The organism is Streptomyces sp. DSM 110735, assembly GCF_016482685.1.
GTDB lineage: Bacteria > Actinomycetota > Actinomycetes > Streptomycetales > Streptomycetaceae > Streptomyces.
Map to the genome: position 1 here is coordinate 74,711 of NZ_JACYHF010000012.1, position 13,118 is coordinate 87,828.

Sequence of the window (13,118 nt, forward strand, 5' to 3'; positions counted from 1 at the left end):
CTGCGGATCAGTCCTTCCGGAAGCTCCGCAGGATCCAGTCGAACTGCTTCCTGGTGGTGGGCCAGTCGTCCGCCGGTGACGCCTCGTAGAGGGCGTACTCGGTGCCGTCGCCGTCCATGAAGCCGACGTCGATGGCGTGATAGGGCCCGGGGAAGTAGTGCGGCGCGTCCTTGGCCAGCGCGTTCCATGTGTACTCCCAGTGGGCGCCCGGCTGGTCGCGGAAGACCTCCTCCTTGAGGCTCAGCCGCTTGTACTCCTGGAACCGCAGCCGGTGCGAGACCTGCTGGTCCAGGTTGCTCAGGTGGTCGTACGAGGTGGGGAAGTCCGGCGCGGTGTCGACGGCGACGCGCACGAGGTGCTTGCCCTTGTCGGGCGAGTAGTCGACCTGCCGCAGACCGTCCTGGTCGATGGAGACGGACCGCTTCCAGCCCGGGGGCAGCGAGAGGCTGAACCCCACCGGGTCGTCGTGGCGCTCCCAGTCGGCCGGGACGCCGCCGGTGCCCTTCGTGGGCGTGCCGGTCGGCTCCGGCGCGCGGGTGGGGTCCCCCGTGCTCTCCGTGTGCCTCGACGCGCCCCACTTCTGGTAGCCGACGGCGGCGGCCGCGCCGAGGACGACCGCGAGGACGACGACGAGGGCGACGGTGCGGTTGCGGTGCCTGCGCCGTACCAGCCCGGTGCGGGGCGTGGCGGACACCGGGGCCGTCGGGCTCGTCGCCGTCGGGACGCCGGGGAGACCCGCTCCGGCGGTGGGGGTTCCTCCCGCGCCCGGTTGCGCGGGCACGCGGACCGGGTGGGTCGCGCGGCCCTCGGACACGTCGGAGAGCATCCGTTCCGCGTCCTGGGCGGTCGGGCGCAGCGCGGGTTCCTTCTGGAGGAGGGCGGAGATGACGGGACCGAGGGGACCCGCGTGCTCCGGCGGTGCCTCGCGCTCCTCGACGACCGCCTGCATGGTGGTGAGCGGCGAGGTGCGGCGGAAGGGCGAGCGCCCCTCGACCGCCGTGTAGAGCGTGGCGCCGAGCGCCCACAGGTCGGACGCCGGGCCCGGGTCGTGGCCGCGCACCCGCTCCGGGGCGAGGTAGTCGACCGAGCCGACGACCTCTCCGGTGCGGGTGATGGTGGCGTCGCCCTCGATCTGGGCGATGCCGAAGTCGGTGAGCAGGACGCGCCGGTCGCGGCCGAGCAGGACGTTGCCGGGCTTGATGTCGCGGTGCAGCACCCCCGCCCCGTGCGCGGCGCGCAGCGCCCGCAGCACCCACAGCCCGATGCGCGCCGCCTCGCGCGGCTCGATGCGACCGCGCTCCTTCACCGCGTCGGCCAGCGACTCGCCCTCGACCAGCTCCATCACGATCCAGGGGCGGCCGTCGTGTTCGAGCACGTCGTGCACGGTGACGACGGCGGAGTGGTTGATGCGCGCGGCGGCGCGGGCCTCGGCACGGGTGCGGGCCAGCAGGACGCTCTGCTCGCTGTCGGAGACGTAGAGCGCGGCGGTCAGCTCCTTGACGGCGACCTTCCGGTGCAGCACCTCGTCGTGGGCACGCCACACTCGGCCCATGCCGCCGCTGCCGATGGAATCGGCGAGCCGGTAGCGGCCCGCTATGAGCAGGCCCTGCATCTGATTCACGTTGCCCCGCAATGCTCTTGACAGGGTCAGACTAAGGACCGGCCGCCCCGCAGGGAACCGGTGGGGTCCTACGGAGACAGCACTGTGACGGTTGTCGCTTCCGCACTGTGCCGGGAACCCAACCCCGGCTCCCCCACTGGGTTTAGCCGCTTCGCCCGCCTCGTGACGGTGGCTCAGCGCGCCGACGTGCCGGTGCGCCGCTCAGCCCGTGTAGCGGTACGTCGACGTGGCCTGGTCGTACAGCCGTGTCACCTCGTCCCGCTCCGCCTCCGGACCCCGGACCTGGACGACGTGGTAGCGGCCGTTCAGCAGCATCGCCATGTTGCGCACGTACAGGTCGCGCCCGTCGGCGTCGGTCCAGGTGAACTGCCCCTCGGCCATGGTGCGTCCGCCCACCTCGATGGTCCTCAGACCGGTCGCGGTGGCCCAACTGGAGGAGCGGTACGGCTGGAGTTCGCGCTCCTTGTCCCGCTGGTACACCATCGGGTCGGTGCCGTTGGAGCCCGTACCGTCCCTGCCGGGGACGACGATCAGCTCGAAGTTCCCGTGGCTGTAGACGACTTGACCGCTGTTGTTGCGCGGGGCGCGGTCCCAGCCCTTGGCGACGGCGACCCGGAAGCCGTCCGGGTCCGAGCGCAGGGTGAAACCGTCGGCCACCGAGGCACCGCCGGTCTGGGTCTCGGCGGCGGGGGCGGAGGCGGTCGGCTTGTCGTCCCCCTTGTCATCGCCCTTGCCGTCACCGGGACTTGGGCGCTGCTCGTGGGAGGGGGCGGGGCTCGCCTGTCCGGCCGTACCGGCGTGGTCGCGTCCCGCCGCGCCGTCCTCCCCGCGCTTGGGCAGGAACAGCATCGCGAAGGCGACCGCCCCGGCCAGCAGGAGCAGGACGAGCAGCACCAGGAGCCGTCCGAGGCTGCGCGGTGAACGCTCCGGCTCGGGGCGCCCCCGCTTGTGCCGGGCGTGCGGGTTCCGGGCGGGCGCGCGGTTGCGGCGCCGTCGCACCAGCTCGCCGCGCCGCCGCACTATCGGCAGCCTGCGCGGGTCGGCGGGCGGCACGGGCACCACATGCGCACCGGCGTCCGGCTCGGGCGCGGAACGCACCAACGAGCGCAGCCATCCGGCGAGTTCCTCGACGTCCGGTCGCTCGGTGGGGTCCTGACGCAGCAGCGACTCCACGACCGGGCGCAGCGCCCCGCACTCCTCCGCGAAGGCGGGCGGCTCGGCACACACCAACTGCACCAGCTCGGCCGTCGCCTCCTCGGGATACGGCGCGTGCCCCTGCACGGCGCGGAACAGCAGCGCCCCGAGCGCCCACAGATCGGTGGCGGGACCGATCGGCGCCGCCAACTGCCAGTTCTCGTGCACCGGTCCTGCCTGCTCCGGCGCCCACCGCTCGGTGACCGCCCCGACGACGCTCATCCGCATCTGCCGGGCCCGCTCGGCGGCGATGGCGTTGCCGGGTCCGCGCGGAGCGCCCCCGACGGGACCGATCTCGTCCCACCGGGAGACCCCGCCGTTCTGCGCGGGGATCGCGGGCTGGGGGTGGATGTGCTCGACGCCGTGCGCGGCGGCGCCGTTACCGGTGTCACCACCGAGCGCCCTCGGCGCGGCGGGCGCGGGTGACGGCACGCCTCCGGTGCGGGGAGCGGCGCCGTGCCAGGGCCTGCCCGCCACGCCGTAGGGGTCGGCGATGGTGCCGGGCGGGGCGGACTCCCGCCCGTTGGCGTACGGCCGCTCGGCGTGCGGCCCGGCGGCGGGCAGCGCGCCACGGCGCGGCTCGGCGGGGCGCGGCTCGGGGTACGGGGACCGGGACCCCGCCTCGGCGTCGTTCGTCTCGCCCGGCTCGGGCGTACGGGCGCCGGGGAGGGCGGTACGGTCCTGGGTCTCGTGCACCCGGGCCGCCGCCCGCGCTCCCGCGCGGTACGCGGCGATGGCACCGGCGCGGGCGGCGCGGATGTCCTCCCCGCTCTCCAGCGCGCGCCGTCCGGACGCCCCGGACTCCCCGCCCGCGGCGGCGGCCCGCGCCTGGATCGCGGCACGCCGGGCGGCTTCGGGGTCGGTGTCGGCACCGGCGTCGGGAGCGGTACCGGGACCGGGTCCTGGGCGGGCGGGCAGGGCGCCAGCGTCGGTCGCACCGGCGCCGAGCGGCGCACCGGTACCTCCGCCGCCGGACCCCTCGACCGGCTTCCCCGGGCCACCCGGACCGGGCGGCGCGCCGACCTGACGCGGCTGCGGCGGCGGGAGCTCCCCGGGCTCCACCGGCACCGGGTCGTACCCGCACAGCGCCTCCTCCGCCGCCCCGGACGCGAGCCCGGTCAGCAGGACGCGTCCGTCGTCGCAGACGAGGACGGTGCGGGCGGTGACATTGCGGTGGGTCCAGCCGTGGGCGTGCAGGACGCGCAGCGCCATCAGCACGTCGGAGGCGACCTCGGCGGCGCGGTAGGGGTTGAGCGGCTGCTCGGCGAGGAGCGCCGACAGGGGCTGTGCGGACACCAGTTCGCTGACGATCCAGAGCGAACCGCCCTCCGCGAACACGTCGAAGACCTGGTCCAGGCGCGGGTGGTCCGGTATCCGGGCGGCCGCCTGCGCGGCTTCCAGCGCGCGTCGCACGGCGGGGTCGGCCGGCCTGCGGGTGGCACCCCGGGCAGCCGAGGGACGCCGCCCGCGCTCCCGCGCGGTGAACCCGTCGGGCAGCCCCTCGGCGTCGATGACCTCCGCCTCGACGACCTCGGGCAACGGCACCTGGCGGACCATCACTTCCTGGCCGCTGTAGGTGTCGAAGGCCCGCGTCTCGGTCAGTTCGTACTCGTCGGAGGGCGGCAACGGCAGACGGTAGCGGTCGGCGAGCACTCGGCCCGCGTATTCGTCCACGTCGCCACCCCCTGCCGTACGGTCGCCCAGGATCGTTCCCCTGACGGTCCGCTTCGCGCGTACACCCCGCTGCGTACGGTCCGCGACCCCTCACGATACGTGCCGGAGGCAACCCGCATTGAGGGGATGACGGATTCTCGCGCTCCCGAACTGGGCTCGTTCAGGTCACGAGTTGGGCTCGAAGGACTCCGTCAGGGTCTTCCAGGTGTCCTTGCGCAGCGCGCTGTCCCAGTGGTCCGCCTTCGCGGTGTACATCAGCGCCTGCCCGAGGTGGTCGTTGACCACGAAACCCCGGTCGATGGAACGGTACTTGGTGCCGTCGTCGACGTAGGTGAACTCCCAGTCGGCGGTGTTCCAGTCGCGGTAGTGCACCTTGGCTATGCGGACCCGCTGGTACTGGGAACGCACCATGGCGTGCTCCTGGTTCTGCCAGTCCGCCACCGGGTCGTCCTTGGGCGTGCTGGTCCAGCCGACGAGCAGCTTCTGGCCGTCCGGCCCTGTGTACCGGTCACCGGCGCCCGAGGACGACTCGTAGGACCAGCCCTTGGGGAGGCCGATGGAGTAGCCCTGGGCCGCCTTGTGGGTCGAGGCGACCGGTGCGGCGCCGCCCTTGCCGGAGGAGTCGTCGTCCGAACCGGACGAGCCGGACTCGGAGGAGGCGGTCTCCGCGCTCGCCGACGTGCCGTTCGCGGTGCTCGCCGAGGAACCGCCGTCGGGCGCGGCGCCGCCGCCCTTGCCCCTGCCGTCGTGGTCGTCCTGCTTGACGGAGGCGGAGGACGAGGGAGCCGCCTTGGAGCCGCCCCCCTTGTCCGACCCGTCGTCACCACTGAGGGCGACGGCGAGGACGACACCGATCACCGCGAGGGCCACCACCACCGCGATGATCACCAGCGTGCGCCGGGGCACCACGTCGGTCAGCGGCGCCTTGGGCACCGGGCGCGGCGGCAGGTCGAGGTCCGGCGGCGGCATGACGGGCCAGCCCGAACTTGGCTTGTTGCCGACGGAGTCGGAGGTCCCGGAGGCGCCCTGCGACGCCGGTCCGGAAGCCGTCGTGGTCTTCGGCGCACCCTGACCGGCGGCCTTCGCCCCCGCGCCGCCGGCCGCGCCCGCTCCGCCCGCCTTGCGGACCGAACGCAGCGCCCCGCGCAGCTTGTCCGACGCCTCCTCGCCCCGCTTCTCCTCGGGACCGGGCTGCACCGGGAGCGGCACGACCCGGGTGGGCTCCAGGACCTGGGGTTCCGGGGCGCGGATCACGTCGTTGAGCAGGGCGCGGGCACCGGCGTCGTCGAGCCGCTGCGCCGGGTCCTTGGTGAGCAGGCCGTAGATGACGTCCCGCAGCGGGCCCGCGTTCTTGGGCTCGTCCAGGGGCTCGGTCATCACGGCGGTGAGGGTGGCGATGGCCGAACCCTTGTCGTACGGCGGGGTGCCCTCGACCGCCGCGTACAGCAGACCGCCCAGCGACCAGAGGTCCGCCGCCGGACCGGGCTTGTGACCCCGGGCGCGCTCCGGAGAGATGTAGGAGGGCGCGCCGACGAGCATGCCGGTGGAGGTGATGGACGGGTCGCCCTCGACCTGCGCGATGCCGAAGTCGGTGAGCACCACCCGCCCGTCGTCGGCGATCAGCACGTTGGACGGCTTCACGTCACGGTGCAGGATGCCCTCGCGGTGCGCCGAGCGCAGCACGTCCAGGACGGCGAGACCGACCTCGGCGGCGCGCCGCGGCTCCAGCAGGCCGTCCTCGCGGATGACCTCGGCCAGGGACTTGCCCTCGACCAGCTCCATGACGATCCACGGCCGGTCGTCCTCGTCGACCACGTCGAAGACCGTCACCGCGCTGTTGTTGCGGATCCGGGCGATCGCCTTGGCCTCGCGCAGGGTGCGCGTGATCAGGCGCCGCTTCTCGTCCTCGTCGATGTTCGACGGGAACCGCAGCTCCTTGACGGCGACCGTCCTGCCCAGGGTCTCGTCCTCGGCACGCCACACCGTGCCCATGCCGCCCCGGCCCAGCACGTCCCCCAGCCGGTACCGCCCGGCGAGAAGACGACGCTCGTTCTTGCCCTGACGAGTCTCCTGACGGGATGTCCCCGCCCGCTCCGCCTCCGACATGCGTCCCCTCATGCAACCCGCCCTGACAGAGCCTCCATTGTCCCTCACCCGACAAGTGGCCGATGCCCTGGGGGCCCCTGTTCTCGCCGCCGGTCCCCCGTATCCGGAGGGCGCCTGAACCAGATGTTCCAGTTGCCGGGATGATGTCCCCCGGCGAGGGAGGAGACGCACATGCCGACGCTTCGGACAGCCCTGTCCATACCGGTTCTCGCGGCGGCTCTGCTCCTTTCTCCCACCTTGTCACCCGACACGTCCGGCACCACCGCCACGGCCGGTTCCACCGACGCGGTGCTGCCCCGGCTGGTCAGCGAGGGCGGCGCCCCGGCCGCCGCGCTGCTGAACCGGATCCGCACCGGTCCCGGGCGTGTCTCCCGCTACGCCGACACCGGTCGGGGCATCGCGCGCACCGACCACTTCCGGGCCGGGAGCATCACCAAGACGTTCGTCGCGGTGGTCGTGCTGCAACTGGCCGCCGAGCACCGGCTGTCGCTGTCCGACACCGTGGACGAGCACCTGCCGGGTCTGCTGCGGCCGTCCCGGACCACCGGACCCCGCTCCGGCCCGCTGCCGGACGGCCGCCGCATCACCCTGCGTCAGTTGCTGACCCACACCAGCGGACTGCCCGATTTCACCCAGGTCACCGGTGGCACCGTGCCTTTGACACCGCCTCAGGCCGTCGGACTCGCGCTCACCCTCCCTCCGACCCGCCGGGGCCACTACTCCTACTCCAGCACCAACTACGTCCTGCTCGGCATGGTGATCCGTCAGGTCACCGGCCACTCCTACGCCGCCGAGGCACAGCGCGGGATCATCGCCCCGCTCGGTCTGACGGGCACCTCCTTCCCCGGCTCGCGCCGCTCGCTTCCCGCGCCGCACGGCCACGCCTTCGCGGCCGACGGCTCCGACGTCACCGAGCTGGACCCGCGCGTGGCCGGTGCGGCGGGCGAGCTGGTGACCACGCTCGACGACCTGGACCGCTTCTACGCGGCCCTGCTGGGCGGCGAGCTGCTCACCCCGCGCTGGCTGCGCGAGATGAAGGACACGCGTGCCGCACAAGGTGAGTACGGCATGGGCCTGTATCCGGCCCGGCTTCCGTGCGGGGTCACCGTCTGGGGACACAACGGACGGATCAGCGGAAGCTATGTGCGCACGGCCGCCACGGCCGACGGCGGCCATGTGCTCACCTTCCGCGTGAACACGGACGCGATGACAGACCCCCGGCTCGAACCGGCTCTGCTCGCCGCCGAGTTCTGCCCCCGCACCTGGTAGAACGCGCGGGTTCCGACCGGAGATCCCGGATTCGGTCACTCGTTCGAGTGAACCGAGGTTCTCGCGCCCCGGAACCCCGCCGTCCCTACAGCGGCACGATGTCCGGCGCCCCCAGCCGCGCCGCGTCCGCCGTGAGGTCGTCCGGCTGGCGCTGGGACTCGCGCTCGGCTTCGACCCGCTTCTCGTAGTGCTCGACCTCGCGGTCGATCTGGTCCTGGTCCCAGCCGAGCACCGGCGCCATCAGCTCGGCGGCCTCGCGGGCGCTGCGGGTGCCCCGGTCGAAGGTCTCGATGGAGATGCGGGTGCGCCGGGTCAGCACGTCGTCCAGGTGCCGGGCGCCCTCGTGCGAGGCGGCGTAGACGATCTCGGCGCGCAGATAGTCGTCCGCGTGCCGCAACGGCTCCCCCAGGCTCGGGTCGGCGGCTATGAGGTCCAGGAGCTGGTCGGTCATGGAGCCGTACCGGTTGAGCAGGTGCTCGACGCGGGCGACGTGCAGTCCGGAGCGGGCGGCTATGCGTTCGCGGGCGTTCCACATCGCCGGGTAGCCCTCGGCGCCGAGCAGCGGGATCTCCTCGGTCACCGAGTCGGCCACCCGCCGGTCCAGACCGTGCACGGCGGCGTCGACGGCGTCCTCGGCCATCACCCGGTACGTCGTGTACTTGCCGCCCGCGACGACCACGAGCCCCGGCACCGGATGCGCCACGGTGTGCTCGCGCGACAGCTTGCTGGTGGCCTCGGACTCCCCGGCCAGCAGCGGACGCAGCCCGGCGTAGACGCCCTCGACGTCGTCCCGGGTGAGCGGCACCGCGAGCACCGAGTTGACGTGCTCCAGGACGTAGTCGATGTCGGCGCTGGACGCGGCCGGGTGCGCCTTGTCGAGGTCCCACGCCGTGTCGGTGGTGCCGACGATCCAGTGCCTGCCCCAGGGGATGACGAACAGCACGGACTTCTCGGTGCGCAGGATCAGACCGGTGCTGGAGTGGATGCGGTCCCGGGGCACGACCAGATGGATGCCCTTGGACGCCTTGACGTGGAACTGGCCGCGCTCCCCCACCAGTGCCTGGGTGTCGTCGGTCCACACCCCGGTGGCGTTGACGACCTGGCGGGCGCGGATCTCGTACTCCCCGCCGCCCTCCACGTCCTCCACCCGGACGCCGACCACCCGCTCGCCCTCGCGCAGGAACCCGGTCACCCGGGCGCGGTTGGCCGCCTTCGCGCCGTAGGACACCGCCGTGCGCACCAGGGTGGCCACGAAGCGGGCGTCGTCCACCTCGGCGTCGTAGTACTGCAGGGCGCCGACCAGGGCGTCCTTGCGCAGGCAGGGGGCGACGCGCAGGGCGCGGGTGCGGCTGAGGTGGCGGTGCAGGGGCAGACCCCGCCCGTGCCCCCGGGCCATCGACATCACGTCGTAGAGCGCGACGCCCGTGCCCGCGTACAGCCGCTCCCAGCCGCGGTGCTGGAGCGGGTAGAGGAACGGCACCGGTTTGACCAGGTGCGGGGCGAGCCGTTCCAGCAGCAGTCCGCGTTCCTTCAGTGCCTCGCGGACGAGGGGGAAGTCGAGCATCTCCAGATAGCGCAGACCGCCGTGTATCAGCTTGCTGGACCTGCTGGAGGTGCCGGAGGCCCAGTCACGGGCCTCGACTATCCCGGTGGACAGCCCGCGTGTGGCGGCGTCCAGTGCGGTCCCGGCGCCCACGATGCCGCCGCCGACGACCAGCACGTCCAGCTCGCGCTCCGCCATCTCCGCCAGTGCCTCGGCGCGCTGCGCCGGATCAAGACTCGCTGTCCTCACCGCTGCCTCCCGCTCCTCGCAGAACCTGCTCGCGTCGGCCGCACCCGGTGGGCGAAGCCCGGTTCACCCCCTCCTCATGCCCAAATTCTGACCGCCTCGCGCGGCTTCAGCCACCACGGACTTCCGTCCTGTGGACAACTCCCCCGTGTCCCCCGCATGACACGGAAGACACACGAACACAATCACACATAACGGTCATATTTGTACCTAGTCTGACAGTGCGCTCGCTCAGCCGGTCCACACCGCTTGCGCACCTGTCCCACTTCGGCTAACGGGAAGGACGGCCCACGCCATGCCCGCAGACCTCGCCGTCATCGGACTCGGTCCCTACGGCCTGCCGCTGGCCCAGGCCGCCGTCGCCGCAGGCATCCCGACCATCGGATACGCCACCGGTCCCGAGGCGGGCTCGCTCAGCCCCGCCGAACTGCGCCGGATGCGCTCCACCGGCTTCCGCCCCGGCACCGACCCCGTCCACCTCGGCCGCGTCCGCACCGCCGTCATCTGCGCGCCCACCCCGCGCGGCGCCGACGGTTCCCCCGACCTCGGCCAGGTCGAGGCCGCGGCGCGCGTCCTGGCGGGACAGCTCCGCCCGCACACCACCGTCGTCCTGGAGTCGCCCGTCCTCCCCGGCACCACCGAGGACTTCCTGCGCCCCCTGCTGGAACGCGGCTCCGGGCTGCGCGCCGGGCGCGACTTCCACCTCGCCTATTCACCCAGCCGGGTGGACCCGGGCAACCGCGACCGCACCCCCGCGGGCACTCCCCGCGTCATCGGCGGTCTCACCCCCGCCTGCACCGAATCGGCCGCCGCCTTCTACGGACGCCTCACCGACAAGGTCGTCCGCGCGCGCGGACTGCGCGAGGCGGAGACCGTCCAGCTCCTGGAAACCAACTTCCGGCACGTCAACATCGCGCTCGTCAACGAGATGGCCGTCCTCTGCCACGAACTGGGCGTCGACCTGTGGGACGTCGTGCGCTGCGCGGAGACCAAGCCGTTCGGCTTCCAGGCGTTCCGGCCGGGACCCGGCGTCGGCGGCCACTCCGTCCCGCAGGACCTCACCGGCCACGCGAGCCGGGGTCTGCGCATGGTGGAACTGGCGCAGCAGGTCAACAGCCGGATGCCCGGCTACGTCGTCCAGCGCGCCGCCGCCCTCCTCAACGAGCACGGCAAGTCCGCCCGGGGCGCGCGCGTACTGCTCCTCGGCGTCACCTACAAAGCCGACCTCGCCGACCAGCAGGGCTCCCCCGCCCACGAGATCGCCCTGCGCCTGATGGAACTGGGCGCCTCCGTCAGCTACCACGACCCGCTGGTCCCCTCCTGGAGCGTCCTGAACCACCCGGTCCCGCGCGCCGACTCCCTCTACGAGGCGGCGGCCGACGCCGACCTGACGGTCCTCCTCCAGCCCCACCGCACCTACGACCTCCAGGGCTTGTCGGTGAAGGCACAACTACTGCTGGACACCCGCGGCGTCACCCCCACCGGAGCCGCCCACCGGCTCTGAAACGTCCTCAGACGGAAAAACCAGACGGGCGTTGTCGTACCCGGCTGTTAATCTCCCCCGGACTCGTCGCACAGATGTGCGCGTCGTCTTCCGCTTCTTCTTGATCCAGGGGTGCCACGGCACTCGGGGGGATTTCGTCATGAGCCAGTCAGCACCGCCGCCCGTCCCGCAGTCTCCGCAGACCGGGGAGCCGGTCGCGAGCAACCCGTACGCCGGTGAGCCGGGCGCCGTACCCGTCGCGCCCCCGGCGCCGCAGCCGGCCGCGCCGGTCCGGAGCAACCTGGTCGGCGGGCTGCTGACCGCCCTCGGCGCCGCCGTGGTCGCGGGCGGGCTCTACGGCGTCGTCATCGGCCTCACCGAGCACGAGATCGGCTGGGCGGCCGTGGGCGTCGGCTTCGTCATCGGTCTCGCGGCGGGCAAGGTCGGCGGCCGCAACGCCGTCCTCCCCGTCGTCAGCGTGGTGCTCGCGCTCGCCGCCGTGTACCTCGGCCAGTTGGTCGGCGAAGCCATGATCATCTCGAAGCTGGTGCACCGCGACTTCCTCACCGTCTTCCTGAGCCACTTCTCCGTCGTCCAGGACGCCTGGCAGGAGGAGATGGACCCGCTGACCTGGCTCTTCTTCGTCATAGCCGGGTACACCGCGTTCACCGGCACCCGCAAGGCCGCCGGATAACAGCCCTCGCACACCGCGAGGGCCCGGCCACCGTCATGGTGTCCGGGCCCTCGTGCTGTCGCAGGGGTCAGCGGCGGTGCTGGCTGTCCGCCACCGTCACCTCGACGCGCTGGAACTCCTTCAGCTCGCTGTAGCCGGTGGTGGCCATCGCGCGGCGCAGGGCGCCGAAGAAGTTCATCGAGCCGTCCGGGGTGTGCGACGGACCGGTGAGCACCTCCTCCAGCGTGCCGACGGTGCCGAGGTCCACCTTCTTGCCGCGCGGCAGCTCCTCGTTCACCGCCTCCATGCCCCAGTGGTGACCGCGGCCGGGCGCGTCGGTGGCGCGGGCCAGCGGGGAGCCCATCATGACCGCGTCGGCACCGCAGGCGATCGCCTTCGGCAGGTCGCCGGACCAGCCGACACCGCCGTCCGCGATCACGTGCACGTACCGGCCGCCGGACTCGTCCATGTAGTCACGGCGGGCCGCCGCCACGTCCGCGACCGCCGTCGCCATCGGAACCTGGATACCGAGCACGTTGCGCGTGGTGTGCGCGGCGCCGCCGCCGAAGCCGACCAGCACACCGGCCGCGCCGGTGCGCATCAGGTGCAGCGCGGCGGTGTACGTCGCGCAGCCGCCGACGATCACCGGGACGTCCAGCTCGTAGATGAACTGCTTCAGGTTCAGCGGCTCGTGCGAGGACGACACGTGCTCCGCCGAGACGGTCGTGCCGCGGATGACGAAGATGTCCACGCCCGCGTCGACGACCGCCTTGGAGAACTGCGCCGTGCGCTGCGGGGAGAGCGCCGCCGCCGTGACCACGCCGGAGTCGCGCACCTCCTTGATGCGCGCGCCGATCAGCTCCTCCTTGATGGGAGCCGCGTAGATCTCCTGCAGACGGCGGGTGGCCAGCTCGTCCGGCAGCTCGGTGATCTCGTCGAGCAGCGCCTGCGGGTCCTCGTGGCGGGTCCACAGACCCTCCAGGTTGAGCACGCCGAGGCCGCCCAGCTCACCGATGCGGATCGCGGTGGCCGGGGAGACCACCGAGTCCATGGGAGCGGCCAGGAACGGCAGCTCGAAACGGTAGGCGTCGATCTGCCAGGCGATCGAGACCTCCTTCGGGTCTCGCGTGCGGCGGCTGGGGACGACGGCGATGTCGTCGAAGGCGTACGCCCGGCGGCCGCGCTTGCCGCGCCCGATCTCGATCTCAGTCACGTCATGCCTTTCCTCTTGCGTTTCGGCTCTTCCAGTATCCCCGACACCCATGGCGAAGGCGGCCCCGGTGGAACCGGGACCGCCCTCGTCAGGTGC

At 72.8% G+C, this 13,118-nt stretch carries 8 protein-coding genes; 3 read left to right on the forward strand and 5 right to left on the reverse strand.

Annotated elements, in window-relative coordinates; translation table 11 throughout:
• Positions 1-7: 7 nt before the first annotated feature.
• The 3 genes from IF655_RS19495 to IF655_RS19505 all read right to left on the reverse strand — a co-directional run bounded on the left by IF655_RS19495 (position 8) and on the right by IF655_RS19505 (position 6,595).
• Complete coding sequence (locus IF655_RS19495; protein WP_199586187.1) at positions 8-1,612, reverse strand: serine/threonine-protein kinase; 1,605 nt, start codon at positions 1,610-1,612, stop codon at positions 8-10.
• 210 nt (positions 1,613-1,822) lie between these two features.
• Positions 1,823-4,489 (reverse strand): protein kinase, encoded by a 2,667-nt coding sequence (locus tag IF655_RS19500; protein WP_199586188.1) that lies wholly within the window; start codon positions 4,487-4,489, stop codon positions 1,823-1,825.
• A 165-nt stretch (positions 4,490-4,654) separates the two neighbouring features.
• On the reverse strand, positions 4,655-6,595 hold the full coding sequence (locus IF655_RS19505; protein ID WP_199586310.1) for a serine/threonine-protein kinase: 1,941 nt from the start codon (positions 6,593-6,595) through the stop codon (positions 4,655-4,657).
• Between the two features lie 171 nt (positions 6,596-6,766).
• Between IF655_RS19505 and IF655_RS19510 the strand changes: the two genes are divergently transcribed.
• The gene (locus tag IF655_RS19510) at positions 6,767-7,864 is read left to right on the forward strand and encodes a serine hydrolase (RefSeq protein ID WP_199586189.1); all 1,098 of its coding nucleotides are present in this window, start codon (positions 6,767-6,769) and stop codon (positions 7,862-7,864) included.
• 85 nt (positions 7,865-7,949) lie between these two features.
• Here the strand turns inward: IF655_RS19510 and IF655_RS19515 are convergent, their stop codons facing one another.
• Positions 7,950-9,656 (reverse strand): glycerol-3-phosphate dehydrogenase/oxidase, encoded by a 1,707-nt coding sequence (locus tag IF655_RS19515; protein ID WP_199586190.1) that lies wholly within the window; start codon positions 9,654-9,656, stop codon positions 7,950-7,952.
• 292 nt (positions 9,657-9,948) lie between these two features.
• Here IF655_RS19515 and IF655_RS19520 point away from each other — a divergent pair, with 292 nt between their 5' ends.
• Together IF655_RS19520 and IF655_RS19525 are read left to right on the forward strand one after the other, a co-directional pair.
• Positions 9,949-11,157, forward strand: coding sequence for a nucleotide sugar dehydrogenase (locus IF655_RS19520; RefSeq protein WP_199586191.1), 1,209 nt, complete (start codon positions 9,949-9,951; stop codon positions 11,155-11,157).
• 139 nt (positions 11,158-11,296) lie between these two features.
• Positions 11,297-11,830, forward strand: coding sequence for a hypothetical protein (locus IF655_RS19525; protein WP_199586192.1), 534 nt, complete (start codon positions 11,297-11,299; stop codon positions 11,828-11,830).
• A 67-nt stretch (positions 11,831-11,897) separates the two neighbouring features.
• Here IF655_RS19525 and IF655_RS19530 read toward each other — a convergent pair whose 3' ends face one another.
• A complete protein-coding gene (locus IF655_RS19530; protein ID WP_199586193.1) occupies positions 11,898-13,022 on the reverse strand; it encodes a GuaB3 family IMP dehydrogenase-related protein in 1,125 nt (374 codons plus the stop codon).
• Between the last annotated feature and the right edge of the window lie 96 nt (positions 13,023-13,118).

Bases quoted from the DNA above. Each gene is read 5' to 3' on its own strand.
- IF655_RS19510 (WP_199586189.1), top strand. From the start codon at position 6,767: ATGCCGACGCTTCGGACAGCCCTGTCCATACCGGTTCTCGCGGCGGCT.
- IF655_RS19520 (WP_199586191.1), top strand. From the start codon at position 9,949: ATGCCCGCAGACCTCGCCGTCATCGGACTCGGTCCCTACGGCCTGCCG.
- IF655_RS19525 (WP_199586192.1), top strand. From the start codon at position 11,297: ATGAGCCAGTCAGCACCGCCGCCCGTCCCGCAGTCTCCGCAGACCGGG.
- IF655_RS19495 (WP_199586187.1), bottom strand. From the start codon at position 1,612: ATGCAGGGCCTGCTCATAGCGGGCCGCTACCGGCTCGCCGATTCCATC.
- IF655_RS19505 (WP_199586310.1), bottom strand. From the start codon at position 6,595: ATGTCGGAGGCGGAGCGGGCGGGGACATCCCGTCAGGAGACTCGTCAG.